This is a genomic window from Streptomyces sp. NPDC051576 (assembly GCF_040681835.1).
In the GTDB taxonomy this organism is placed as follows: Bacteria; Actinomycetota; Actinomycetes; order Streptomycetales; family Streptomycetaceae; genus Streptomyces.
In genome coordinates, this window is record NZ_JBFAZO010000005.1 from 460,776 (window position 1) to 484,577 (window position 23,802).

Annotated in this window: 20 protein-coding genes; 3 read left to right on the plus strand and 17 right to left on the minus strand. The window is 71.0% G+C overall.

Annotation, left to right across the window (positions count from 1 at the left end):
- Window positions 1–155: 155 nt before the first annotated feature.
- The 4 genes from AB0M63_RS19385 to AB0M63_RS19400 form a co-directional block, all read right to left on the minus strand.
- The gene (locus AB0M63_RS19385) at window positions 156–1,517 is read right to left on the minus strand and encodes an aminomethyl transferase family protein (RefSeq protein WP_355921243.1); all 1,362 of its coding nucleotides are present in this window, start codon (window positions 1,515–1,517) and stop codon (window positions 156–158) included.
- Between the two features lie 186 nt (window positions 1,518–1,703).
- Window positions 1,704–2,777, minus strand: coding sequence for an MBL fold metallo-hydrolase (locus AB0M63_RS19390; RefSeq protein WP_366020216.1), 1,074 nt, complete (start codon window positions 2,775–2,777; stop codon window positions 1,704–1,706).
- Window positions 2,778–2,964: 187 nt separating this feature from the next.
- On the minus strand, window positions 2,965–3,876 hold the full coding sequence (locus tag AB0M63_RS19395) for a LysR family transcriptional regulator (protein WP_355921237.1): 912 nt from the start codon (window positions 3,874–3,876) through the stop codon (window positions 2,965–2,967).
- 170 nt (window positions 3,877–4,046) lie between these two features.
- On the minus strand, window positions 4,047–5,390 hold the full coding sequence (locus AB0M63_RS19400) for an aminomethyl transferase family protein (protein WP_366020217.1): 1,344 nt from the start codon (window positions 5,388–5,390) through the stop codon (window positions 4,047–4,049).
- 144 nt (window positions 5,391–5,534) lie between these two features.
- On the opposite strand from AB0M63_RS19400, the gene AB0M63_RS19405 reads away from it, so the two are divergent.
- Entirely contained in the window at window positions 5,535–6,032 is a 498-nt protein-coding gene (locus tag AB0M63_RS19405) for a MarR family winged helix-turn-helix transcriptional regulator (RefSeq protein ID WP_366020218.1), read from the plus strand.
- A gap of 612 nt (window positions 6,033–6,644) precedes the next feature.
- Here AB0M63_RS19405 and AB0M63_RS19410 read toward each other — a convergent pair.
- The 7 genes from AB0M63_RS19410 to folP all read right to left on the minus strand — a co-directional run bounded on the left by AB0M63_RS19410 (window position 6,645) and on the right by folP (window position 14,140).
- Complete coding sequence (locus AB0M63_RS19410; RefSeq protein ID WP_355921230.1) at window positions 6,645–7,571, minus strand: LacI family DNA-binding transcriptional regulator; 927 nt, start codon at window positions 7,569–7,571, stop codon at window positions 6,645–6,647.
- A gap of 70 nt (window positions 7,572–7,641) precedes the next feature.
- Window positions 7,642–8,694, minus strand: a complete 1,053-nt coding sequence (locus AB0M63_RS19415; RefSeq protein WP_366020219.1) for a chorismate-binding protein — start codon at window positions 8,692–8,694, stop codon at window positions 7,642–7,644.
- A gap of 44 nt (window positions 8,695–8,738) precedes the next feature.
- Window positions 8,739–9,608, minus strand: coding sequence for a bifunctional 5,10-methylenetetrahydrofolate dehydrogenase/5,10-methenyltetrahydrofolate cyclohydrolase (locus tag AB0M63_RS19420; protein ID WP_355921226.1), 870 nt, complete (start codon window positions 9,606–9,608; stop codon window positions 8,739–8,741).
- Window positions 9,609–9,797: 189 nt separating this feature from the next.
- Entirely contained in the window at window positions 9,798–10,703 is a 906-nt protein-coding gene (gene purU, locus AB0M63_RS19425) for a formyltetrahydrofolate deformylase (RefSeq protein WP_355921224.1), read from the minus strand.
- A complete protein-coding gene (locus AB0M63_RS19430; RefSeq protein ID WP_366020220.1) occupies window positions 10,700–11,572 on the minus strand; it encodes a methylenetetrahydrofolate reductase in 873 nt (290 codons plus the stop codon). Before AB0M63_RS19430 ends, purU begins: the two co-directional genes overlap by 4 nt.
- Window positions 11,573–11,711: 139 nt before the next feature.
- Complete coding sequence (locus tag AB0M63_RS19435) at window positions 11,712–13,055, minus strand: aminomethyl transferase family protein (protein ID WP_355921219.1); 1,344 nt, start codon at window positions 13,053–13,055, stop codon at window positions 11,712–11,714.
- 185 nt (window positions 13,056–13,240) lie between these two features.
- A complete protein-coding gene (folP, locus tag AB0M63_RS19440) occupies window positions 13,241–14,140 on the minus strand; it encodes a dihydropteroate synthase (RefSeq protein WP_355921366.1) in 900 nt (299 codons plus the stop codon).
- Window positions 14,141–14,779: 639 nt separating this feature from the next.
- Here folP and AB0M63_RS19445 point away from each other — a divergent pair.
- On the plus strand, window positions 14,780–15,946 hold the full coding sequence (locus tag AB0M63_RS19445) for a serine/threonine-protein kinase (RefSeq protein ID WP_366020389.1): 1,167 nt from the start codon (window positions 14,780–14,782) through the stop codon (window positions 15,944–15,946).
- 417 nt (window positions 15,947–16,363) lie between these two features.
- On the opposite strand, the gene mgtA is transcribed toward AB0M63_RS19445, so the two are convergent.
- The 4 genes from mgtA to AB0M63_RS19465 form a co-directional block, all read right to left on the minus strand.
- On the minus strand, window positions 16,364–18,949 hold the full coding sequence (gene mgtA, locus AB0M63_RS19450) for a magnesium-translocating P-type ATPase (RefSeq protein WP_366020221.1): 2,586 nt from the start codon (window positions 18,947–18,949) through the stop codon (window positions 16,364–16,366).
- Window positions 18,942–19,304: a metalloregulator ArsR/SmtB family transcription factor gene (locus AB0M63_RS19455; RefSeq protein WP_355921214.1), complete on the minus strand. Its 363-nt coding sequence runs from the start codon at window positions 19,302–19,304 to the stop codon at window positions 18,942–18,944. Before AB0M63_RS19455 ends, mgtA begins: the two co-directional genes overlap by 8 nt.
- A 54-nt stretch (window positions 19,305–19,358) precedes the next feature.
- Window positions 19,359–19,994 carry a hypothetical protein gene (locus AB0M63_RS19460; RefSeq protein ID WP_366020222.1) on the minus strand — a complete coding sequence of 212 codons (636 nt, stop codon included), beginning with the start codon at window positions 19,992–19,994 and terminating at the stop codon, window positions 19,359–19,361.
- Between the two features lie 104 nt (window positions 19,995–20,098).
- Window positions 20,099–20,623: a MarR family transcriptional regulator gene (locus AB0M63_RS19465; protein ID WP_366020223.1), complete on the minus strand. Its 525-nt coding sequence runs from the start codon at window positions 20,621–20,623 to the stop codon at window positions 20,099–20,101.
- Window positions 20,624–20,662: 39 nt separating this feature from the next.
- Between AB0M63_RS19465 and AB0M63_RS19470 the strand changes: the two genes are divergently transcribed.
- Entirely contained in the window at window positions 20,663–21,598 is a 936-nt protein-coding gene (locus AB0M63_RS19470; RefSeq protein ID WP_366020224.1) for an EamA family transporter, read from the plus strand.
- A 244-nt stretch (window positions 21,599–21,842) separates the two neighbouring features.
- Here AB0M63_RS19470 and AB0M63_RS19475 read toward each other — a convergent pair whose 3' ends face one another.
- Both AB0M63_RS19475 and AB0M63_RS19480 read right to left on the minus strand, forming a co-directional pair.
- Complete coding sequence (locus AB0M63_RS19475; RefSeq protein WP_366020225.1) at window positions 21,843–22,541, minus strand: response regulator transcription factor; 699 nt, start codon at window positions 22,539–22,541, stop codon at window positions 21,843–21,845.
- Window positions 22,538–23,791 carry a histidine kinase gene (locus AB0M63_RS19480; RefSeq protein WP_366020226.1) on the minus strand — a complete coding sequence of 418 codons (1,254 nt, stop codon included), beginning with the start codon at window positions 23,789–23,791 and terminating at the stop codon, window positions 22,538–22,540. Before AB0M63_RS19480 ends, AB0M63_RS19475 begins: the two co-directional genes overlap by 4 nt.
- Window positions 23,792–23,802 lie beyond the last annotated feature (11 nt).

Here is a 23,802-nt window from a genome sequence, read left to right on the forward strand (position 1 = left end):
GGGGAGCTGAGCGCTCTCGGAATCTCTGTCCTCTACGATTCCGTCGCCCGCTCGAACCCACGAGGGAGCACGCTCCCGAGCTGATGGTGTAGCCCGCTACACCATCAGCCTCCCAGCCCTCACGCGGTGCCGCGAACGCACGCGCGAGGGGGACGTCACCGCTTGGTGACGTCGGTGCGCCGGTTGTCCGGCTTGAAGGGGAGCGGGGTCACCGCCGCCCGGATCTCCCGCTGGGGGGTGCCGGGGCGGCCCCACAGGACGACGACCTCCGTGCCGGGTGTGGTGTGCGCGGGGTCGAGGACGCACAGGGAGATCATCGCCCGCAGGGTGGGACTCACCGTCCGGCCCGTGGCCACGCCCACCGGTTCGCCGGAGACCAGGACCTGGTCGAAGTGCGGTCCGCGGCCGCGCGGCATCTCCATCTGGTCGGGCAGCTCGGCCTCGCTCAGGAGCGAGGTGAGGATGCCGGCGATGTCCTGCTCGTTCCAGCGCAGGCCCACCAACTGGCGGGAGGGGGCGCCGCTTTCGGCGTCCCGGGCGAGTGCGTCGCGGCCGATGAAGTCGCGGTCGGGGACACCCTTGCGGAACCCCCAGCCCAGCTCGGCCGGCTTGCGGAAGTAGTCGGTCACCCCGTTGACCGGGACGAAACTGCCGGTGGGCACGCCCTTGCGGAACTGCCTCGGCGCACCCGGTGTGAGGATCGACGCCGGCAGATAGTCAAGGCCGTTGGTCGCGATCCCGGCCTCGATGTGCTGAACGGGCTGGGCCCGGAAGCCGAGTTGACGGATGCCGGCGTCCTGCCCGCTCGCCACGACCGCCGCCCAGATCTCGTTGGCGTGCCCGGTCGGCCCGTGCAGCTCGTACCCGAGTTCGCCCGAGATCCCGGTGCGCAGTACCCGTACCGGGACCCCGTCGACCGTCGACATCCGGCTGCGGCTGAAGCCGATGTCGCGGAGATCGTCCCCCGTCAGCTTCTCCAGCACGGCCAGGGACGCCGGGCCCTGGACGCCGAAGATGAACACGTCGGGGCTGATGTCGGTGGCCGCCGCGTCCCAACTGCCCAGGCCCAGTTGCCACAACAGCCAGTCGCAACTGCCCGCGGTGTAGACGAACTCATCGGGCCCGAGCCGGCACAGCACGCCCTCGGAGGCGATCCAGCCGTTCTCGTCGAGCTGCACATGGTGCTTGATCTGCCCGGTCTCGAAACGGGACAGGTCCCGCATCCCCAACTGGCCCAGGAACGCGAGCGCCTGCGGGCCGTGCACCTTCACCTTGTGCAGCGCGGTCCAGTCGCCGACGTAGCAGGAACCGACATGGGCGGCGCTCTCCTCGACCCAGTCCGAGTACTCCTCGGGGAGCAGCAACTGCGCGAAGCGGCCGTAGGTGCCCCGTGTGTTGCCCTCGTCCTGGGCCGCGGCGGCCGGGCTGAACAGCGCCGGCCGCTCGGTGATGAACGGTGCGTCACGCAGCCGGAGGACCGCCTCGTAGGTGCTGCGCTGCTGTGAGAAAAGGTCCATTTCACTCTCCGTCGAGTGGCCGTCGTCCAGGACGGCGTCCGGAGCGCCGTCCGGAGCGCCGCCTTCTTGCTAGATCGATTTAGTTGGACGGTAACAGCCAGTTCGGGGCGAGGCGAGTGTCGTGACGCACCGGTGATCGGTCGCGCGGTGCAAGCAATGCGGAACTTCCGCGCGGTACCGGGTCGGTCAGGACCGCCGGGACCCCCGCTTCCGTACCGGCACCTGCAGCAGGTCCTTACCCAGCACCATCGAGCCGCCGAAGCCGGCCCGGAGCGCGCTGTCGCGGAGCAGGCGGCGCCAGGTCGCGTCGGAGACCACGGACTCCTGTCCCGGACCGAGGTGGGTCGCGACCAGCGTTCCGGCGTTCGACTCGGCCGCGATCCGGCCGAGTTCCGCCACGTCCGTGTGGGTCGAGAGGATGTGGTCGATCAGCGTCTGGGGCAGGCCGAGACTCGCGAGACCCGCCGGGTACAGGGCCTCGTGGACCAGGACGTCCGCGTCCGCCGCGAGCGTGATGATGTTCGGGGTCGGTGACGTGTCGCCGGAGAAGACGACGCTGCCGTGGTCCGTGTCGAAGCGGTACGCGTAGGCGGGGAACACCGCGCCGTGCGGGACCAGGACGGCGGTGACCTTCATGTCGTCGTTCTCCATCACGGTGAACGGCGCCATGGTCGGCGCGGTGTTCGTCGCCGAGGCGCCGACACCGGACGGCGGCAGTACGTCGTGGACGTCCAGCAGGGTCGCCGGGTCGATGCCCGCGTGCTCGGTCATGAAGAAGGTCGGCGAGGCCGCGTACGCCTGACCGGCCAGCTTCGTCATCTCGACGGTGCCCGGCACGGGTCCGGGAGCCCCGGCGACGGTGGAGGCGACACCGACGGGACCGGGGCCGTAGACCTGGATCGGGGTCTGGAAGCCCTGCGCGCCCGAGGCGCCCGCCGACAGCAGCGGGAACGAGTAGTAGTCGACGACGTGGTCCGCGTGCAGGTGGGTCAGGAAGATGCCGGCGAGCGCCGGCATCGACAGACCGGCGCGCAGGTACTGGGTCACCGCTCCTCGGCCGCAGTCGACGACATACGTCTTGCCGTTCACCGTCAGCGCCGAGGAGATGCCGTAGCGGGTGGCCAGGGGCGGCGGTCCGCCGTTGGTGCCGAGCAGTGTCACCGACAGGCCCGTTCCGGAGGACGCGGTGGTGGTCGCCGCGGCGGCCGGCTCGGCGGCGAGCAGTGGTACGGCGACCGCGGCAGCGGCGGATGCCGCCATCGCGCCCAGTATCGTCCGGCGGGACGTCGGTTCACCCAAGGGTTCGCACATGTAGAGACAGCTCCTTCGCGGCTCGATTCGCGTTGCCACAGTGGTCACTTGGAGCACGGCTGTCCATCACTTGGCACAAAATATAAGTTCTCGGGGCGAACTATAAGGTTTCGCTCCGGGCAGGCCTCGGCGGAGGTCAGCAGGCGATCGTGGGGATCGGGTTCTTGGCGAACCACTCGGCGAGGAAGTCCAGGAAGACCGTGATCTTACGCTGGGTGCCGGGGCCGGGACCGTGGATCGCGTAGAGCGGCCGGTCGGGTGCGGCCAGCTCGGGGAGCTGGACCTGCAAGGCACCGGAGACGAGATCGTCGTAGACGGACCGCTGCGGCAGCAGGGCGATGCCGCGCCCGTGGACGGCCGCCTTCTGGAGCGCGATGTACGAGTTGGACGAGAAGGCCACGTTGCGGATCTTGTGCAGCGTGGAGGTGTGGCCGTGTCCGATGCGCCAGACCGGGTCGTTGACGTGCACCAGGCAGTCACGGGTGGCCAGGTCGTTGGGATGCGTCAGGGGGCCGTGTTCGTCGACGTACGCCTTCGACGCGCACAGGACGAAGGGCAGCGAGGCGATCTTCTTCAGGCGCACATTGGAGTCCCGCAGGTCCCGGGTGTGGAACGCCAGGTCGAAACCGCCGTCCAGGAAGTCGTACGTCCGGTCGGAGACGCCTCCCAGCTCGTAGCGGATGTGGATCTTCGGGTGAGCTGCGGAGAACGCCGCGATGGCGTCACCGAGGTCCAGGCTCCCGATCCACTTCGGGCAGATGATGCTGAGGACGCCCTCCGCCCGGTCGTGCAGATCCGCGATGTTGGAGTCCTCGGCGTCGATCTCCTTGACGATGCGGGCGGCGAACTCGGCGTACCGCAGGCCCGGTTCGGTCAGGCTGACCGAGCGGGCCGTGCGGTTGACGAGCCGGACGCCGACCTGCCGCTCCAGCTCGGCGACATGCCGTGACACCAGCGAGCCGGACGACCCCAGCGCCTTGGCGGCTCCGTTGAAGCTGCCGAGGTCGGCGACGATGACGAAGCTGCGCATGAGGAGCAGACGGTCCATGGCATTCCTCCGGTCGTCCACGGCGCCGGGGCCCCTCCGGGCCGCGTGAACAGAGGCGGTGTGGGTCGGGCGGAGCCGGTCGGCGTTCGACTAGGGTCGCTAGATCGATCTAGCGACCCTAGCAGAGAGCCCTCACGACCGCGAGGCCCGCGCCTCCCCCGCGCCCCTGATCAGTGCTTCTTCGTCGCGAAGGGACGCGACATGACCGTTCCGCGCACGCGGGTCTGGGCGTGGCGCTCGACGGCCGGGTTCGGCGAGCCGCCGTTCGGCTCGCCCCAGACGATCTCCACCTGGTCGCCAGCCGCGGCCGAGGGGTCGATCGTGCCGAGCGAGATCCAGCCGCGTACGTTCGCGGAGTACGAGGTGAGCATCGCGGCGCCCACGAACTCGCCGTCCTTCTCCACGCGGTCGAACTGGCAGGCGGTGTAGAACGCCGCCGGCATCTCGATGTACTTGAAGCGCTGGTCGCCCTGCTCGTACATGCTCGCGAAGATCTTCGCGACGTCGTCGCGGTCCCAGAGCACCCAGGCCTTGCGGCGGTGCGGCTGGTCCTTGATGGCCTCAAGGCCCTCGCGCCCGACGAAGTCGTGGTCGAACTTGAGGATGTGGCCGTAGCCGAGGTCCCAGGGGGTGAGGTAGTAGTCCTCGATACGGTCGGCCACGTAGCTGCCGCCGAGCGCGAGGTTGCCCTCGAAGGAGCGCGCCGACTGCCACTCCCGGAACGCCTTCATGTCGTCGCCGGTGTAGGTCGCCGGCAGGGTGTTGGCGATCCAGCCCGACTCGGTGGCGACCGAGGCGTAGGCGCGGGAACCGATCTGGCGCAGGCCGTATTCGGCGCCGGCCTCCACGATGATGTCCCGCACCGACTCGATGTCGGCGTACGGGCCGGTGAACTCGTAGCCCGGGAAGCCGGACATCCGGTGGTTCAGCGCGGTGACCTTGTGCGGGCCGACGTTGAAGCTGCCCATGGTGAAGAACGGGATGTCCGGCATCGGGCCGCCGTTGACCTTGTCGAAGATCGCCGCGGCGTGCGGGCCCTGGAGCTGGAGCCGGAACAGCTCACGGCCCTTGGGGTTGTTCACGGTGCGCTCGTCGCGGCGGACGGTGACGTCCCAGTCGCCGGTGTCCGCGTTGAACTGGACCCAGTTGAGGGCCGGCGGGCGGCCGACGATCCGGACGTGACGGTCGCCGACGCAGAACAGGATGCAGTCGCCGATCATGTAGCCGTCGGGGCGGACCGTGATGAGCTGCTTGGCGCTGCCGGGGCCGAAGCCCTGGAAGCTGTTCGCGCCGAGGTGCTCCAGCAGCCGGTACGTGTCGGGCCCCTGCACGACGAGGTCCGTCATGTGGTGCGACAGGTCCATCAGCGCCGCGCTGTTGCGCCACGCCTCCTGCTCGTCACGCCAGTTGCTGAACTCGGCCTTGATCGGGAACGGGTACGCCCCGGAGCGCCCCTGCCGCAGCAGGGCGAGCGCCCCTCCAGCCTTGTTGATCTCTTCTTCGAGACTGGCCATGGGATTCCTCTCGGTCACCGGCGCACAGCCTCGTCGCTGTGCCCTGAGACCATATAACAGATGCCTGTAAAGTTTTAAGGCGTCTGAAACAATGTTCTCGGGCGGATGGCGGATACTGGCGTCCCGTACAAACGGAGGGTGACGATGTCTTCGGCAATGGACAGCACGGGTTCCGCATGGCAGGACGGACTGCCGTACGTCCTGTGGCGCACACAGCAGGCCGTGCACGGCAGGCTTCAGGGCGCACTCGACGGACTCGGCGTCACGGTGACCCAGCTCGGTCTGGCCGTCCACATCGACGAACTCGGCCTGATGTCCGCCTCGGACCTGTCACGCCGCTTTCACATCACACCGCAGAGCGCGACAACGGCGCTCGCCCAGCTCGAACGCGCCGGGTGGGTCCGCCGACTGCCCCACCCGGTGCACAAGCGCGTCATCCTCCACGAACTCACCGAAGCGGGCCTGGCCGGCGTCGCGGACGGCCGCGCCCGCATCGCCGCGATCGACGGCGCCCTCGCCGAGATCCTCGGCGGCGGTGGGAAGGACGAGATCATCGGCCAACTACGCAAGGTGCTGGTCGCGTTGGAGGGGGAGGATCCCGCGTACGAGGCGATGTGGCCGGTGGTTCGCTCCAGTTCGTGAGCAGGGGTTGCGGATCGCGCTTCGGCGGGGGCAACAGGCTTATCGCTCGGGCCTGTTGGAGCTCGTGGTGTCCGAACTGTTGCTAGGGGGCCGGTGCGGCGGAGCGGGTCGCCGGTAGGAACGGCGTCAGACCGGTACTGGTCAGCGGGGGCTGATACAGGCGTCAGTGCCCGATGCGGCGGACAACAGGCCCACCACCAACGCCCGTCGGGACGCACACTGCCCCAACCACCCCTCCGACCTGCCAAGGCGGAGCAGGTCGCATGAAGCAACGGGCGCCAGACCGGCACTGCCGGTTTGGGCTGGTGCGGTACGGCTGCGAGCCGGAGGCGAGGTGGGCGTCGGCGGTCGACTCGGCGGGCAACAGGCGTACCGCCAAAGCCAGTTGGGGCACGCGCTGTCCGAAACCCGGGGCGTCGCGGGCCACCGCCCCACGCACCAGCCAACCACGGCCAGGGACCGGCCAACCATCGCCCCCTCACAGTCCCCGCCCATCACACCCAGGCCCGCTCAAACATCCCGCCGAGCACGGCCGCCGGCCCCGGTACTGATACCCAGCGCGTCGCGGGCAACGACCCCACCAGCCAACGGCGAACCGTCACCACACACCGATCACACCGACCCTCGCTCCACAATCCACCCCCGCACCGGTGCCAACCCCCCAGTACCGATCCCCAGAGCATCACGAGCCGCGATCCTGCCAAGGATCTCCGCGTCGATGTGGACGGTGGTGAGGGCGGGGGTGGACAGGGAGCCGTGTTCGGTCTCGTCGAAGCCGATCACGGCCATGTCTTGGGGGACTCGGAGTCCGAGGTCCCGGAGGGCGGCGAGGCTGCGGTGGGCGATGTCGTCGTCGAAGGCTGCCAGGGCGGTCACGTCGGGGTGGGTCGCCAGGAACGACTCGATGGCGGCGGCGCCTGCCTCGCGGGGCCTTGGGACGACCAGGCGTTCCAACGGTGGAAGTCCCAGACGGCGGGCGGCCTCCTGGGCGAAGCCGAGCCGGGCCTCGGTCAGGGGGAAGTCGTGATCGGGCATCGCCAGGCTGATCCGGGTGTGCCCCCGGTCGGCGAGGAACCCGATCTGGAGCGCGGCGTTGGCGGCGAAGCCGTTCTCCCAGTCGTCCTCGATCGGTTCGTGTCCCCGCATATAGGCCTCGCCGAGCCGCAGCACCGCCCGTGGCGCGATGGTGTCCAGGACCTTCTGCGTGGCCTCCGGGATCGAGTGCCCGTGCCGGACCAGCAGGATGTGGTCGTGTTCGGCCAGCTCCTCGTCCAGGCCGCGGACGTAGCTGCGGGAGAAGTTGCCCTCCATGCCCCAGTCGACGTTGAGCACGACGATGCGCGAGGAACCCTCACGCAGTGCGCGGGCGATGCCGTGCGGGACGTAGCCCAGATCCTGGGCGGCCTCCATGACCCGCTCCCGGGTGGCCGCGGAAATCGTCTGGCGCGGGTCGTCGTTCAGTACGAAACTCACCGTCGCCCGTGACACACCGGACGCCTTGGCCACGTCGGTCAATGTCACCCGGCCCGCACGCCCCATGCCGGAACACTCCCATCCGTCGGCCTTCCACGCTCCACCACGCTGAGTCAACTGTACGCGCTAGATCGTTTCAGCTCTCCGGATCACGACCCGACCCGCCGCTCGCTATGGCCAGCAACCGATGCGCCTTGAGCTCGGTCTCCTGCCATTCCCGCTCGGGTTCCGAGCCCCAGGTGATGCCCGCTCCGGTGCCGAACCTGAGGAGCCCTTCGCCACGGTCGATCCAGAACGTGCGGATGCCGACCGCCAGTTCACCGCGTCCACGGTCCGCGTCGACCCAGCCGATGCCGCCGCAGTAGGGACCACGGGGCGCCGTCTCCAACGCGCCGATGATCCGCAGGGCGCTCTCCTTGGGCGCCCCGGTGACCGAACCGGGCGGGAACGTCGCCTCCAGGAGCTCGGGCCAGCCCACCCCCTCACGCAGTCGCCCTCGCACCGTCGACACGAGATGGACGAGCCCTGGATGCTTCTCGACCGCGCACAGCTCGGGTACGACCACGGTGCCGGGGACACAGACGCGGCCGAGGTCGTTGCGGACCAGGTCGACGATCATCACGTTCTCGGCGTAGTCCTTCTCCAGCAGATCCGCCTCGGTGCGGCCGGTTCCCTTGATGGGCCCCGAGACCAGGTCTCTCCCGGTTCGCCGCAGGAAGAGTTCCGGCGACGCGGTGGCCACCTCCACACCGTGGTGCGGCAGGCGGATGACACCCGCGTACGGCGCCGGATTGTGCCGTGTCAGCAGGCCGGAGAGCGCCAGGACGTCGGCCTCCGGCGCGATCGGGGCGGACAGCACCCGGCACAGGTTGGCCTGGTAGACCTCGCCGGCGGCGATGTGCTCGCGGATACGGGTCACCCCGTCCGTGTAGGCGAGGTGGTCGAGCGAGGTGGTCCACGCTTCGGCACGCGGGCCGCGCCAGGGCGCCGTAGGAAGGTGGCGGTCGTCCGTCCGTCGTACGTCCATGCGTCGTACGTCGCGGAAGCGGGCGCATGCCAGGTGTCCCTCGAAGTCCGCCGCCACGGCCCAGAAGCCCTCGGAGTCCAGGGCCGAGGCGTCGTCGGTGACGTCCATGAGACCGGTGGCGAGCTGTCCGCCGAGTACGGCCATGGCGGGGAAGCGGTCCATTGCGAACCTCCTTTGCCGAGAGCGGCCCGCGTTCCGGCGGGTTCTCACGCCGCGACGGCCTCGCGCCCGGAACTCCACTGAGCGGCCCGCAGCGTGTTGACCAGGAGCATCGCGATGGTCATGGGGCCCACTCCGCCGGGCACGGGGGTGATGCGGTCGGCGATTCCGTCGAGTTCCTCGGAGCGGACGTCGCCGGCCAGGCCCGAGGGCGTCCGGTGGATGCCGACGTCGATGACGACCGCGCCGGGTCCGACATGTTCGGGGCCGATGAGCCCGCGGACGCCCGTGGCGACCACGACGATGTCGGCGGGACGGGTGACCGCGGCGAGGTCGACGGTGAACTCGTGGGCCACCGACACGGTCGCCCCGCGCCGCAGCAGCAGCTGGGTCAGGGGCTTGCCGACCAGCTCGCCCCAGCCGACCACCGCGACGTTCGCGCCCTGGAGCGGAACACCCTCGGCATCGAGCAGTTCGATGACTCCGCTGGGCGTGCAGGGGCGCAACCCCCGCTCCCCGCGGGCGAGGAGGCCGAGACTGGCGGTGGTGAGGCCGTCGACGTCCTTGGTGACGGGGATACGGTCGATCAGCGCGGCCGCGTCGAGCTGCCGGGGCAGCGGGAGTTGGAGCAGGATGCCGGAGACCTCCGGGTCGGCGGCCAGCGCGTCCACCACGGCGGCCACGTCGTCGTGGGTCGCGTCCTGAGGCAGGTGGCGGTGGAAGTCACGCATGCCGGCTTCCTTGATGGCACGCCGTTTCGCGGCGACGTACACGGCGCTGGCCGGGTCGTCGCCGACAAGGACGGTCGCCAGTCCGGGGACGCTTCCCGGGCTCGTGACCGCGGTCGCGGCGACCTCCTCGGCGACCTGCGAGCGGATCCGCCGGGCGATGCCGGTGCCGTCGATCCTGGTGGTCATGGTCGAACCGCCTTCGTGTGATGGGGAACGATTCGCCCGGGCGACAGGGGCGCGGGTGCCGGGTGCGGTCGGTGCGACCGCGGCCGTACGACCGCGGCCGTACCGGGCGGCCGTCGTCGTGGCACCCGCGCACCACCGTCGCGGCGGCCGGCCCGGTCGCCCGGCGGGAGCCGATGATCCGGGTCGCCGTCAGGCGAACACGATGGTGTGGTTGCCGTCCCGGATGACCCGGTCCTCGGCGTGCCACAGCACGGCGCGGGAGAGCACCGCGCGTTCCACGTCGGCACCGCGCCGGGTGAGGTCGGTGGCCGAGTGGGCGTGGGTGACGCGGACGACGTCCTGCTCGATGATCGGGCCCTCGTCGAGGTCCTGGGTGACGTAGTGGGCGGTGGCTCCCACCAACTTCACGCCCCGCTCCTTGGCCTTGGCGTAGGGGCCGGCGCCGATGAAGGCGGGCAGGAAGGAGTGGTGGATGTTGATGATCGGGATGCCGACGTTCTCGATGAAGTCGCCCGAGAGGATCTGCATGTAGCGGGCCAGGACGACGAAGTCGACGTTGCCCTTGAGCAGCCGCAGGTGTTCCGCCTCCGCGGCGGACTTGTCCGCGCCCTGGCAGGGGACATGGAAGAAGGGAATGCCGAACGACCGCACCTCCTCGGCGACATCGGGGTGGTTGGAGATCACCATGGCGACGGTGACGGGCAGTTGGCCCTGCCGGTGGCGCCAGAGCAGGTCGAGCAGGCAGTGGTCGGACTTCGAGGCGAAGATCGCGACCCGCTTGGGCACCGACAGGTCGCGCAGGGTGTAGCTCAGTCCGAACGTGTCCACCAGGTGCTCGTCGAGATCGGCGCGCAGCGCGGGCAACGCGGCCTGGAGACCGTCGAGTCCGAAGACCGTGCGCTGGAAGAAGGCACCGCCGTGCGGGTCGTCGGAGTACTGGTCGAGGGAGACGATGTTCGCGCCGTGGCTGCTCAGGACGGAGGTCACGGCGGCGACGATGCCCGTGGCGTCGGCGCCCTGGAGGACGAGCGAGGCCTGCTGGGCGGGGCGCTTGCCGGTGGTGGTGCGGGCCGGAGCGTCTTGGGTGAGGGTCATGCCGGGCTTTCCTTCCGGAAGCGGGCGGCCCAGTCGGAGGTGGCCTTGAGCCCGCCGAACGTATAGAAGTGGATCTTCAAGTCGCCGTGGCGGCCCGGGTCGTGGGCCGCGGCGAGGTCACGCAGGAAGCGGTCGGGTCCCGCCGTGCCCATGAGGTTGCTCAGGGAGAGCCCGTACTTCTTGACGACCGAGGCGCTGGTGCCGACCCCGAAGCGGGCCGCGTACGACATCAGCCGGCGCACTCCGGCGGGCCCGGGCACCCCGATCCGGACGGGGAGTTCGACACCCTGGTCGCGGACCTGTTCCACCCAGGTGAGCACGGGGTCGACGTCGAACCCGAACTGCGTGATGATGCCGCCCTCCAGGGGCTGGGCGGCGAGCGAGGCGTGCTTGTCGCGCAGCGCGGACCAGAGCGCGCCGTCGTCGATCGCGGGATGCCCTTCCGGGTAGCCGCTGACGCTGACGTGGCGGACGCCGTACTCCTGGAGCAGGCCCGTCTCGATCAGGGACAGCGAGTCGGCGTAGGGGCCTTCGGGATGCGTCGGGTCTCCCCCGACGACGAACACGTTGTCGGAGGTGCCGTCGTCGCGCAGGCCGGCCAGGAACTGCTCGAAGTCGGCGCGCGACCCCAGGCGGCGGGCCGATATGTGCGGCACCGGCACGAACCCGAGCCGCTTGACCGCCCGGGCCGCCTCCAGGCGCATCTGGAGGTTCTCGTTGCCGAGGAAGGTGACATTGATCCGGGTGCCCTGAGGGATGCTGTCGCGGGCCTCCTCCAGTTTGGGGACGTCCTTCCCCGTCATCTCCAGGGAGAAGTCCTCAAGCAGTGAGGTACTGACGGCTGTTCGTACGGTGCTCGCGGGATTCATCGTCTTTCGTCTCGCTCTCTCGTCTGCGGGGGCCGGGGTCCGGGGCACACCCGCGGCACCGCCGAGGCGGCCCGGGCGACCTGACGCCGCATCAGGAGTCAGGGGCCGGGCCGGCTCGGCGCCGCCAAGTGGGCTGGAGTCAGCGGTTGCGGCGGTAGAGGGTGCGCGCGTGCTGGTTGAACGGGGCGGGGTGGACGGTGGCACGGATGCGCGGGAAGCCGAGGTCGGCCTCGGGGTCGGTGCCGGAACCGGGGTGCTCACCCCAGACCACCGTCACCTCGGTGCCCGGCGCGGCGTGGTCGGCGTCGATCAGGGTCTGCGCCAGCACGGCCCCGACCGGGTCGATCGACGCGCTCTGCATGGTCATCCCGACCAGACCGGTGGCGCTCTCCACCCGGTGACGGGCGTAGGAAAGGACGAAGCCGGGGTCCTCGCCCTGTCCCAGGACGGTGCGCACGTCGTCCTGGTCGAGGAGGAGAGTGACCTTGCTGCGCAGCGGCTTCTCCTTGGCCTTCTGCAGCGCGTCCCGGCCCACGAAGTCATGGCCGAAGTGGATCACCTTGCCGTAGCCCAGCTCGTACGGGGAGACGTAGAAGTCCTCGATGTTCTCGGAGAAGTAGCTGCCGTTCAGCGGACGCTTGCCCTCGATGCCGAACATGGGCAGGTACTTGCGGTAGTCCGCCAGGTCCGGGTCGGTGTAGATGCCGGGGACGGGCGAGGGGATCCAGCCGCTCTCCACACTGGGCGTGGCGTAGGCGAGGGCGCCGACCTGGATAAGGCCGAGCGGCTCGCCCGCCTTGAGGAACGTCTCGTGGACGTACGCGGCGTGCTCCCACGGGCCGATGAACTCGTAGCCGGCCTGGCCGGCCATGCCGTGCCGCAGGGCGCGGATGGGGTGGCCGTCGAGGGAGACCGCGGTGGAGTGGAAGAACTTCGTCTCCGGCAGCGGCCCGCCGAAGACCCGCTCGACGAGTTCCGCCGCGAGCGGGCCCTGGATCTGGTAGCGGAACAGCTTCGGGTCGCCGCCGCCCGGACGGAAGGCGGAGGACGGGTCGGTGACGAACTCGACGTCGTAGCCGCCCTTTTCGGCGTGGTACTGCACCCAGTGCTGGGCGGCCGGGATCCCGCTGAGGAGGTACTTGTTCTCGCCCTCCCGGGCGAGGATCCCGTCGGTGACGATGTTGCCTTCGCGGGTGACCGGTACGTACTGCTTGGCCTGGCCGATCGCGAACTTCTCGAAGTTGTTGGTCCCGTGGTCGGCGAGCACCTTCGTGGCGTCCGGTCCCTCGATCCACATGTCGTACATGTGGTGCGAGAGGTTGAGGAGAGCCACGCCCTCGTGCCAGGCCGCCTGCTCCTGGCGCCAGCCGGAGTACTCGCGGTCGACGACCTCGGGCGTCCACGGTTCGGCGTCGGGCTGCCACAGCAGCTTGATCGGTGAACCGGCCTGGTCGATGGCGTCCTGGAGGGTGGGCATTGCCATGGTGACTCCTTGCTCGTAGCGACTCTCAGCGGTCTTGCTCAGGAGAACTTAATCGATCTAGTAAGTCAGTGAAGGATCCCTCACTCGACAGGTTCGAGGGGGAATCGCGACGCTAAAACGATCCAGCGGAAGCTAGCAGAGTGGCCCCGCCCAAGGCGAGTGCCGGATGGTGGATGACGGATTTCCTACGGACCCCGGTGCGGTCCCCGGTCGAGGTGCGCGCGGTACGCGGCCGCCATGCGCACCGCGTCGAGACCGGCGCGGACATCATGGACGCGCACACAGAACGCACCCCCGACGGCGGCGAGCGCGGAGACCGCCGCCGACGCCACGTCCCGTCCCGCGGGCGGCACCTCACCGGCGCCCCCGGCCGCGAGGGCCGCGCCGATGAAGCGCTTCCTCGACGCGCCGACGAGCAGCGGATACCCCAGCCGCTGGAGGGCTCCCAGGTGGGCGAGGAGCGCCCAGTCGTGCTCGGGTCGCTTGGCGAAGCCGATCCCCGGGTCGAGGACGACGCGGTCCAGGTCGACTCCCGCTTCCGCCAACCGCCTTACCCGCAGGGCGAGTTCGGCGACGACATCCGCGACGACGTCACCGTACTCGGCATGGCCGTCCATCTCGCGGCTCGGCGCACGCCAGTGCATGGCGATGTACGGAACGCCGGCCGCGGCGACGGTCGACGCCATGGCCGGGTCGGCCAGTCCCCCGCTCACGTCGTTGACCAGACGAGCGCCCGCCTCCACGGCGGCCCGGGCCACGGGTGCGTGCATGGTGTCGATGCTGGTGCACACACCGGCCCGGGCGAGTGCGCGCACCACCGGGACGGTCCGGGCGAGCTCCTCGTCCAGACCCACGGGGTACGCCCCCGGACGCGTGGACTCGCCGCCCACGTCCACGATGTCCGCTCCCTGGGCGGCGAGTCCCAGCCCCCGGTCGACGGCGCGTCCGGTGTCCGCGTACAGGCCGCCGTCGGAGAACGAGTCGGGCGTGACGTTGAGGATCCCCATGACCAGGCACCGGCCGGGCCGGGGCAGCCCGTCGAGTTCCTTACGTGTTCCCGGTCGCCCGACGGCGACGTCCTGCATGGTTGGCATCGGTGGCAACCTCCTTGACCTCGCGTCCCGCCGCGAGAAAGGAATGCTAAATCGATTAGGTAGCTCAGGTTAGGGGAAAATACTTAATCGTTCTAGTCCTTGCGTGTGGGTATCTTCGAGGGCGCTGGTGGAGAGGCCGGCGGGCAGGTGGGGACGGGCCGATTCGGGCCACGTGACCCGGTCGGACGGGCCCGGAACCGACGGAGTCCGGGGCTCCGGCCGCCGGATTCACACCGGTCGCGCTAACGCGCGGGGCCCTGTGTAGCGGATCGGCCACGCCTGAACGCCGATCCACTCCGCAGCGTCATGGAGGCGCAGGGTTACGGCGCCGGCCGTGCCTGCCGGACGGCAGCCTTCATCGCCGTCACCCCGCACCGCCCCTCGCCCCTCGCCCCTCGGGATCGTGACGGGCAACGCGAGCACGCATCACGCCCGCCGCGCCCACGGCACGGGACGCTCCCGCCCATTCCCCCGCACACCGACGCACCGCACCCTTCCCGATCCGGCCGGTTCACCGCCGGGTCGCCAGTAGGCTGGGTAAGCTGCGGTATCCCCTTCAACACCCGTCCCTGCAAAGGGACATGGCCAGCAGCGGTCGAGTCGACTCACTGCGTGAGGATGAAGCAACAGGTGCTGATAGCGGGCCGGTACCGGCTGAGCAACGCCATCGGGCGAGGCGCGATGGGAGAGGTCTGGCAGGCGTACGACGAGATCGCCGGGAGACCGGTGGCCGTCAAGCTGCTGCACGCCCAGAACTCCGAACCCACCGCCGCCGCCCGGTTCCGGCTGGAGGCCCAGACCGCGGGCCGGCTCAACCACCCGCACGTGGTGGGTGTCCTCGACTTCGGTGAGCAGGAGGGCCGGCTGTTCCTGGTGATGGAGCTGGTCGCGGGAGACAGTCTCTCCCGCGTGCTCGCCCAGGCGGGCTCCCTCGCTCCCGAGGAAGTGGCCCGTATCGCCGCCCAGTCGGCCGCCGGGCTCGCCGCCGCGCACGAACAGGGCATCGTGCACCGGGACATCAAGCCCGGCAACCTCCTCCTCGACGCCGAAGGCGACCTGAAAATCGGCGACTTCGGGATCGCGCAGTTCATGAACGACCCCGGTGGCGCGCTCACCGCGACCGGCCAGATCGTCGGCACCAGCCTGTACATCGCCCCCGAGCGCGCCCTCGGCCAGCCCGCAGGACCGCCGTCCGACGTCTACTCGCTCGGCTGCGTCCTCTACCAACTCCTCATCGGACGGCCGCCGTTCCACGCCGGCAGCGCCATCGCGGTACTCCACCACCACCTCGACACGGCCCCCGTACCGCCACGGGAACTCGGCGTCACCCTGCCGCCCGCCTTCGAGAACTATCTGCTCGGCCTCCTCGCCAAGCGACCCGAGGACCGGCCTACGGCACGTCAGGCCGCCGAGTGGTTCGCCTCAGGTGCCTGGAGAGGACGTCCCGAGCCCCTCCCGGCAGCCGCACCGCACCCCGCGCCGAAACCGCGCGCCGCCGCCTGGGACGCGGCCACGAAACCCACCCCGGACTCGGCTCCCGGCTCCGTGACCACGTACGCCTTCCCGTCCTCCGCGGGCAGTCCCGCTCCGGCCCACCGGACACGCCGTCGGCAGCGAACGGGAGTCCGCGCCTTCGTCGGACACCGGTCGAGGGCGGTGGGCACCGTCGCCGCGGTGGTCGTCTTCCTCGCCGCGCTGCTGGTCGGCATGGTGTGGTTCTCCCCCGACCACAGCTCGGCGGACACACCACCCACGGATCCGCCCCGCACCACGAGCCCCACCCCGGCCACGCCCTGAACCCTCGGTCGGCGAGAGCCTCAACTGCCCACGGCCCGCCCCGCCTTGGCCCAGTCGGCCTGCAACCGGTCGGGGAAGTGTGCCGGGCCGTGGGGAGTTGGGCCGCCAGGCCGTACAGGTACCAGGGTTCGACCTCGACGGCGAGGTCGCGGTCGTCGGGGAGTTCGTCCCGGCGCCGGTCGGCGAAGTCCTGGCCCGGCCTCGTCGAAGGTCGCGCGATGCATGTTCGCGACACCGAAGGCCGCGTCCTGCTTGCGCCTCTGCCGGGCCCCCAACTGACCGCTCACACCCGCCTGTTGGACCCGACCACCGACACGATCCATCGCCACCGTGCACACGGTGCGGTCATCTCCCGCCTTCTCGCCGTCTGCCGGGCCGCGCCCCCTCGGCGGGTGAGCGGCTCACCGGGTCAGCGGCTCACCGCGTCGACGGATGGTCGGTCAGCCGTTGTTCGTCGCGCGCTCCGACCACCGTCAGCCCGGCCCCGTAGAGGACGAGAACCGCTGCCAGCAGCAGGTAGTAGAGGGCCGGCAGTGGTGTGAGGCCGAGCAGTGAGCCGAGCGGGGACAGGGGCAGCAGCAGTCCTGCGGCGGTGAGGGCGGCGGCTGCCCAGCCGATCGGTCCCGGCCGGTTGCCCTCGGCCGTGTGTCGCCCGGAACGCAGCAGCAGCATCACGAGGGCCTGGGTGATGAGGTTCTCGGTGAACCAGCCGGAGTGGAACACCGCCGCGTCGTCCAGGCCGTCGGGTCCGTTCAGGGCGAGGAAGAGGACGCCGAAGGTGGCCAGGTCGGCGACGGCGTTGAGGACGCCGAACCCGGTGATGAACCGGAGCAGTTCGCGGGGGCGCAGCGCGGTCGGCCGGCGCAGCACCGAGGGATGCGGGCGGTCGTGGGCAAAGGCCAGTTGGGCGGCGTCGAAGCACAGGTTCTGCGCGAGTACCTGGGCCGGGAGCATCGGCAGGAAGGGCAGGAGGAGGCCGGCGGCGAGCATCGCGATGACGTTGCCGAGGTTCGAGGAGAGCGCGACGCGCAGATACGTGGTGATGTTGCCGCCCGCGTGCCGGCCGGCCGCGATGCTGTGGCCGATCGCGGTGAGGTCCTTCTCGGCGAGGACCACGTCGGCGCTCTCCCGGGCGACGGCCACGGCCTCGCGCGGGGCGAGGCCGACGTCGGCGGTGCGCAGGGCGGGCAGGTCGTTGACGCCGTCGCCGAGGTAGCCGACGGTGTGGCCGCCCGCGCGCAGGGCGGCGCAGACGCGGGCCTTGTGTTCGGGGGCGCAGCGGGCGAAGACGGTGGTGCGGGCGGCGACCTCGGCGAGTTCGGTGTCGTCGAGCCGGTCGACGCGGTCGGCGGTGAGCACGTGGTCGGCGGGGACGGCGATGCCGAGGTCGCGGCAGACGCGGGCGGCCGTGCCGGGGTGGTCGCCGGTGAGGATCTTGACGGTGACGCCCCGGTCGGCGAGGACCTTCAACGCGTCGGCTGCGGTGGGTGCGAGGGCGTCCTCGAAGGTGAGGAAACCCCGGAAGGACAGGCCCTGTTCGTCGGCCGGGCCGTATGCGCGGGTGCGGGCGGGGACTTCGGTGACGGCGACCGCCAGGACCCGCAGTCCGTCGCCCGCCAGCTCGGCGGCGCGGGCGAGAAGCCGTTCGTGTTCCGGCCGCGTCAGCGCGCAGCGTTCCAGTACGGCTTCGGCGGCGCCCTTGACGACCAGGGTGTGCGTGCCCAGCCGGCCCGGCGTCCGGACGACGGCGGTCGCGAGCCGCCGTACCGGATCGAAGGGGAGGGCGGCCACCCCGTCGTGGGCCATGAGGTCGTCCTCGTCGACGGCGTCCAGGACCGCCTCGTCGAGGGCGTCCGGCAGGGGCAGATCGGCGAGTTGGAGGGTCCACCAGGCATTCACCGCGGCCCAGCGCAGCACCTCGGGGTCGTCCCGACCGTCCGGGCCGAGGGCGCGGTCGAGGGCCGGCCGGTCCTGGGTGAGCGTGCCGGTCTTGTCCAGGCACAGCACGTCGACCGCGCCCAGGTCGTGCAGCGCGGGCAGCCGTTTGACGATCACCCCGTGGGTGCGGGCCAGCAGCGAGGCGCCGCGTGCCAGACAGGTCGTGACGATGACCGGCAGCATCTCGGGGGTCAGTCCGACGGCCACCGCGACGGCGAACGGCAGGGTCTCCAGTCCCCGATCGCGCAGGGCCGCGTTGGCCATGAGGACGAGCGGCGGGGTCAGCAGCATGAACCGGATGAGGATCCAGGAGATGCCGTGCACCGTGCGGTCGAAGGCGCTCGCCTCGCGCCGGACCGCCGCATGCGTGTGGGCGGCGGCGAACCGCGTCCACGCCCCGGTCGCCACGACGACGGCGGTGGCGCTGCCGGAGGTCACGCTCGTGCCCTGGAAGCAGAGTTGGGGCCGGTCGAAGGACGTACGGTCGACCGCCGCATCGGCGGCGTCCTTCGCGACCGGCGCCGACTCCCCCGTGAGCGCGGCCTGGTGCACGGTGAGGCCCTGCGTGCGCAGCAGCCGTACGTCGGCCGGGACCAGGTCGCCCGGGCCGAGCCGGATCACGTCGCCGGGCACCAGTTCGACCACGGGGATCTCCCGGGCCTCCGGCGGCGCGGCCTCGTCCGCGCGGCGCAGGACGGTGGCGGTGGTGGCGACCAGCTCGCGGAGCGCTGCCATGGAGCGGTCGGCCCGGTACTCCCCCGAGGTGCGCAGCACACAACTCACCGCGACGAGCAGCAGGATCACGCAGGCGGTGCCCCAGGAGGCGACGAGCGCCGACACCAGCCCGAGACACAGGAGTACGGCGGTGAACGGATCGCGCAGGCTGCGCAGCAGCACGCGCGCCCAGGAGATGCCCCGGTGGTCCGGCGTGACGTTCGCACCGAAGCGCGCCTGTCGCTCCTCGGCCGCCGCCTCCGTCAGACCACGCGGCCCGCTGTCCAGCCGCCGCAAGGTCTGCAACACGGTCGGCGCTTGCGCTCCCGGGTCCGCGGTGGTCTCAGCCACCGGTCCCGCGCAGCTCGCGCACGCGTGCGGACGGGGCGTCGGCGCGCGCCGCCAACTGCCCAACCATCGACCGCACCACGGTCACCACGTCGGGGTCGTCGACGAAGTAGATCTGCCGGCGGCCCTCCCGGCGGGAGCGGACGAGGCCGGCGAGTTTCAGCTTCGCCAGGTGCTGGCTGACGGCGGGCAGGGCTCCGCCGACTCGGTCCGCGAGGTGGGTGACATCGCACTCGCCCTGTGCCAGCGCCCACATGAGGTGCAGCCGCGCGGCCGACGCCAGCAGACCGAAGGCGGCCGCCGCCTCCGCCAGCACGTCGGCAGTCGGATCCTCGAAGTCACCGATGTCCGCCGCCACAGCCCTCTCCCGTCCCGCCCTGATCGTCACCCGCCGTACTCGGGGCGCTCCAGTCTAGGTGCCCCGAGACGTCCGCCCCGGCGCCGGGGAACCGCCGCGACCGTCTCGCTCCGGCGCGCACCGCGCCTCGATGCGGTCCAGCAGGAACGGCACGATCCCCCACTCCGACAGAGCCAGTTCCCACTCCTCCCGCACCCACACGTCCTCGGGCCCGTCCGTGCGGGACGCCCCGTCGGCCGCGCCCATGAGCGACCAGGCGAAGTCGCCCACCATCGCCCCGACGGCCACGGCTCCGGCGATCAGTCCCGCCGTCAGCAGGCCGTCACCGACGTAGGGCCGCCCGCCTGGACCGCGCATTCCGAAACCGAGCACCAGCAGCACGGCCGCGACGACAGTGACCAGGACGAGTACGGCCAGCAGCAGGCGACCACCGCGCGCCCCGGCCGGGGAAGCGGGGTTGCGCCGGTCGTCCCCCGCCTTCCCGGCTTCCAGATGGGCGCGATACTCCACCGCGACCGCCTCGGCGATGTCGGTGCGCGCCTGGAGCACCTGCCCGCGCAGTTCCTCGCGGTCGAGCGGCGCGCGGGACCGGTCCCACGCGTCCCTGACCCGCCCGGAGTCCAGCGCCCGGTCCAGGACCCGCTCGAAAGCGACATCGACGTCCGCCTCGGAAAGCTCAGGTTCCGGCATGCATCTCCCCCGATGAACGAAAGCCCGCGGTAGCCGGAGCCGACCGCGCGAGCGGTGAGGGTTGGCGAGTGTAATGGTTCGCGGCTTGCGCAACTCGCAAAGGATCAGGATCTGTCGGACGGACGCGGATTCTCCACACGGGAGATCCAGGCGGTGAGCAGCCCTTCGAGCGCCTCGGCCTCGGCAGGGGTCAGCGAGTCCAGCAGCCGGCGTTCGTTGCGCATGTGGTCGGTGAACGCCTGGTCGATCAGCTCGCGTCCGGGCTGGGTGAGGGCGACGATCCGGCCGCGCTGGTCGTCGTCGGAACGGCGGCGGGTGACGAGTCCGGCCCGCTCCAGGCGGTCGATCCGCTTCGTCATCGCACCCGTGGTGACCATGGTGTGCGCGGCGAGTTCGCCGGGTGCGCGCTCGTAGGGTTCACCGGCTCGACGCAGTGCGCACAGGACGTCGAACTCGCCCTCGCTGAGTCCGTAGCGCCCGTAGACGAGGCAGAGCTCCTCGGTGAGATGGTCGGCGAGGCGGTGGAGGCGGCCGATCACGCCCTGCGGGGAGATGTCGAGGTCGGGCCGCTCGCGACGCCAGTCGGCCTGGATGCGGGCCACACGGTCCAGAGCTTGCGGATTGTCCATGCCTACACAATAGCTTCCAAGGAAGCTATATTATCTTCCATGGAAGCCAATCTGCGATGGGTGGCCCTGACCGCCGTCGCGCCGGTGGCCTGGGGCGCCAACTACTACGTCACCCATGAATTCCTGCCACCCGACAGTCCCCTCTACGGAGCGGCCCTGCGGGCGCTCCCCGCCGGTCTCGTCCTGCTGGCCCTGCGCAGGCAGCGACCGCGCGGCGCGTGGTGGTGGCGGTCCGCGGTACTCGGGCTGCTCAACGTGAGCGTGTTCTTCGTCCTCGTCTACGCCGCCTCCCAACTGCTCCCGACGAGCATCGCCTCGACCGTCATGGCGATGTCCCCACCGGCGATGATGCTCATCGCCTGGGCCCTGGTGTCCGAACGGCCCGGCATCGCGCACCTGGTCGGCGCCGCGATCGGGCTCGCCGGGGTCTGTCTCATGCTGCTCACGGGAGCGGACGGGGTGAGCGTGCCGGGTGTCCTCGCCTCGGCCGCGGCCATGCTCGTGTCGGCCTTCGGCCACATCCTCACCAAGCGGTGGAACGACACCGGCACCGATGTCCTCGCCTCAACCGCCTGGCAGCTCACGGCTGGTGGACTGTTCCTGCTCCCGGTCGCGGCAGCCGTCGAGGGCCCTCCGCCCGCCCTCTCCACACCCGCGCTCCTCGCGTTCGGCTACGTCACCCTCATCGCCACGGCCCTCGCCTTCGCGGCCTGGTTCACGGGTCTACGGCACCTTCCCGCAGGGACGGTGGGCCTGGTCGGACTCCTCAACCCCGTGACGGGAGTGCTGCTCGGCACGGCGGTCGCCGGGGAGGTGCTGACGGGCCGGCAAATGTGCGGGCTGGCACTGGTCCTGGCGGGGGTCGTGCTCGGGCGGCCCAGCCGGGCGGGCCGTAGCGGCAGCAGCCGGATGCCTCCACGTCCCGCACCCGCCGAAGGTCCTGTCCGAACGCTGCTGTCCAGGTCCCGCCGCTAGGCAGACGGTGTTCCTGTTGCGCGGCGCCACGAGTCGAGGCTCTGCCGTGTCTGCCGACCCCATGTGCTGGACGTCGAGAGGCGCGGTCGACGGCACATGGCGTCCCGGCACATCGCCCCACTTCACCAAGCGCCTACGACCGCGCAGCACGTGCCGATACCGGTACGTGCCCCTCAGGCCGGAACCCCGGCGCGTCGCAGACATGACCGCCGTTGAAGGTTCCACCGGCGACAGCGCACCTCGCTCACCGGCGACCGTCCTCGCCGTCCCCCCTGTCCCGCTCGCCCGGGCTGACAAGTCCCGTCTCGTACGCGACCACGACCGCCTGGGCCCGGTCGCGGAGGGAGAGTTTGGCGAGGATGTGGGAGACGTGGGTCTTGACCGTGGCCTCGGAGAGGTGGAGGCCAGTGGCCAGTTCGGCGTTGCTCAGGCCTTGGGCGAGGAGTCGTAGGACGTCGAGTTCGCGGGGTGTGAGGGCGGCGAGGTCGCGGTGGAGGGCGGCCGTTTCCGGGGTGCGGTGGGCGAAGCGCTCGACCAGGCGGCGGGTGATGGCGGGGGCGAGCAGGGCGTCGCCCGCGCGGACCGTGCGGATGGCGGCGACGAGGTGTTCGGGGGTGACGTCCTTGAGGAGGAAGCCGCTGGCGCCGGCGGCGAGCGCCGCGTAGACGTAGTGGTCGAGGTCGAAGGTGGTCAGCATGACCACACGCGGCCCGTCCGGCGAACCGGTGAGGATGCGCCGGGTCGCCTCCAGGCCGTCCATGTCGGGCATCCGGATGTCCATCAGCACCACGTCGGGCCTGGTGCGGCGGACCGCGTCGACGGCTTCGGCGCCGTCCATCGCCTCGGCCACCACCTCGATGCCGTCGGCGTCGAGGATCAGCCGGAAGCCCGTGCGGACGAGGGCCTGGTCGTCGGCGACCACGACACGCGGTGACCGGTTCACCGGTCCTCCAGAGGGATCAGGGCCCGGACCCGGTAGCCGCCGAGCGGGCGGGGGCCGGTGCGCAGGGTGCCGCCGTAGACGGCGAGGCGTTCGCGCAGGCCTATCAGGCCCCGGCCGTTGCCGGTGGTCGCGGCCGGGCCGGGTCTGCCGCCGGTGTCGGTGATCTCGACGTGGAGTTCGTCGTCGCCGTAGGACACCCGGACGCTCGCGTCGGCTCCGGACGCGTGCTTGACGGTGTTGGTCAGGGCCTCCTGGACCACGCGGTACGCGGCGAGTTCGACTCCAGCGGGCAGGGGGCGGGGGGCTCCGGAGACGGTCAGTTCGACGGGCACACCGGCGCTGCGCATCCGGCCGACCAGCGCCTCCAGCCGGTCCAGGCCCGGTTGCGGGGCGAGGTTCTCCGGCTCCGCGCTCTCAAGGTCCAGGTCCATGGTGAGCAGGCCCATCACGTTGCGCAGCTCCCCCATCGCCGCCCGGCCGCCCGCCTCGACCGCGAGCAGTGCCTCACGGGCCAGGTCGGGTGACTTGTCCATGATCTTGCGGGCGGCGCCGGCCTGGATGACCATCACGCTCACGTTGTGGGTGACCACGTCGTGCAACTCGTGCGCTATCCGGGCGCGTTCGTGCTCCACGGCCCGGTGCAGCTCCTCGGCACGTGCGCTCTCCACCGCGGTCAGCCGGGTGCGGGTCTCGGCGGCCCGTAGTTTCCAGGTCCTGAGGCCGAGGGCGGCCACGACGATCGGCACCGAGATGAACAGGGGGACGTACTGGGTGGGCACGGTGGGGGCGACGTAGATGTACGGGGTGGTCGGGCCGGCCTGGCCCGACCCGCTCATGAGGGCGACCACCACGCAGAGGCCGGCCAGCGTCGGCAGCCGGTGGGGACTGTAGGCCGCCGCGCTGTAGGCGGCGATGACACACGCGTAGAAGGTGAGCCGGGCCACTTCGTCCGGGGTCAGTGCCGTCGCGACCGTCACGATGGACAACACGGCGAGGGGGTAGCGGCGCCGCCACGCCAGCGACGCCGAGGACAGGAACACGAGGATCACCAGGTCGGTCATGCGGTACCGGTGGGCCTCGTCGTAGCCGTCGCCCCACGCGTACTCCATCGCCACGACCGTGAGGACCAGCGCGAGAGCGGCGTCCGCGAGCCGCTGCTGCCCGGTGGTGCGCGGCAGTCGGCCACCGGGGCGCAGCAGCGCGCCGGCCGCTCGGCGCAGCCGGGCCGGGACTTCCTCTCCCACTGTCACCGGCCCATTCT

Coding starts and splice junctions, on each gene's coding strand:
- AB0M63_RS19430 (WP_366020220.1), bottom strand. CDS start 11,572: ATGAATCCCGCGAGCACCGTACGAACAGCCGTCAGTACCTCACTGCTT.
- folP (WP_355921366.1), bottom strand. CDS start 14,140: ATGCAGGACGTCGCCGTCGGGCGACCGGGAACACGTAAGGAACTCGAC.
- AB0M63_RS19415 (WP_366020219.1), bottom strand. CDS start 8,694: ATGGACCGCTTCCCCGCCATGGCCGTACTCGGCGGACAGCTCGCCACC.
- AB0M63_RS19405 (WP_366020218.1), top strand. CDS start 5,535: ATGTCTTCGGCAATGGACAGCACGGGTTCCGCATGGCAGGACGGACTG.
- AB0M63_RS19390 (WP_366020216.1), bottom strand. CDS start 2,777: ATGGCGGCATCCGCCGCTGCCGCGGTCGCCGTACCACTGCTCGCCGCC.
- AB0M63_RS19470 (WP_366020224.1), top strand. CDS start 20,663: ATGGAAGCCAATCTGCGATGGGTGGCCCTGACCGCCGTCGCGCCGGTG.
- AB0M63_RS19395 (WP_355921237.1), bottom strand. CDS start 3,876: ATGGACCGTCTGCTCCTCATGCGCAGCTTCGTCATCGTCGCCGACCTC.
- AB0M63_RS19465 (WP_366020223.1), bottom strand. CDS start 20,623: ATGGACAATCCGCAAGCTCTGGACCGTGTGGCCCGCATCCAGGCCGAC.
- AB0M63_RS19435 (WP_355921219.1), bottom strand. CDS start 13,055: ATGGCAATGCCCACCCTCCAGGACGCCATCGACCAGGCCGGTTCACCG.
- AB0M63_RS19460 (WP_366020222.1), bottom strand. CDS start 19,994: ATGCCGGAACCTGAGCTTTCCGAGGCGGACGTCGATGTCGCTTTCGAG.
- AB0M63_RS19385 (WP_355921243.1), bottom strand. CDS start 1,517: ATGGACCTTTTCTCACAGCAGCGCAGCACCTACGAGGCGGTCCTCCGG.
- AB0M63_RS19410 (WP_355921230.1), bottom strand. CDS start 7,571: ATGGGGCGTGCGGGCCGGGTGACATTGACCGACGTGGCCAAGGCGTCC.
- AB0M63_RS19420 (WP_355921226.1), bottom strand. CDS start 9,608: ATGACCACCAGGATCGACGGCACCGGCATCGCCCGGCGGATCCGCTCG.
- AB0M63_RS19400 (WP_366020217.1), bottom strand. CDS start 5,390: ATGGCCAGTCTCGAAGAAGAGATCAACAAGGCTGGAGGGGCGCTCGCC.
- purU (WP_355921224.1), bottom strand. CDS start 10,703: ATGACCCTCACCCAAGACGCTCCGGCCCGCACCACCACCGGCAAGCGC.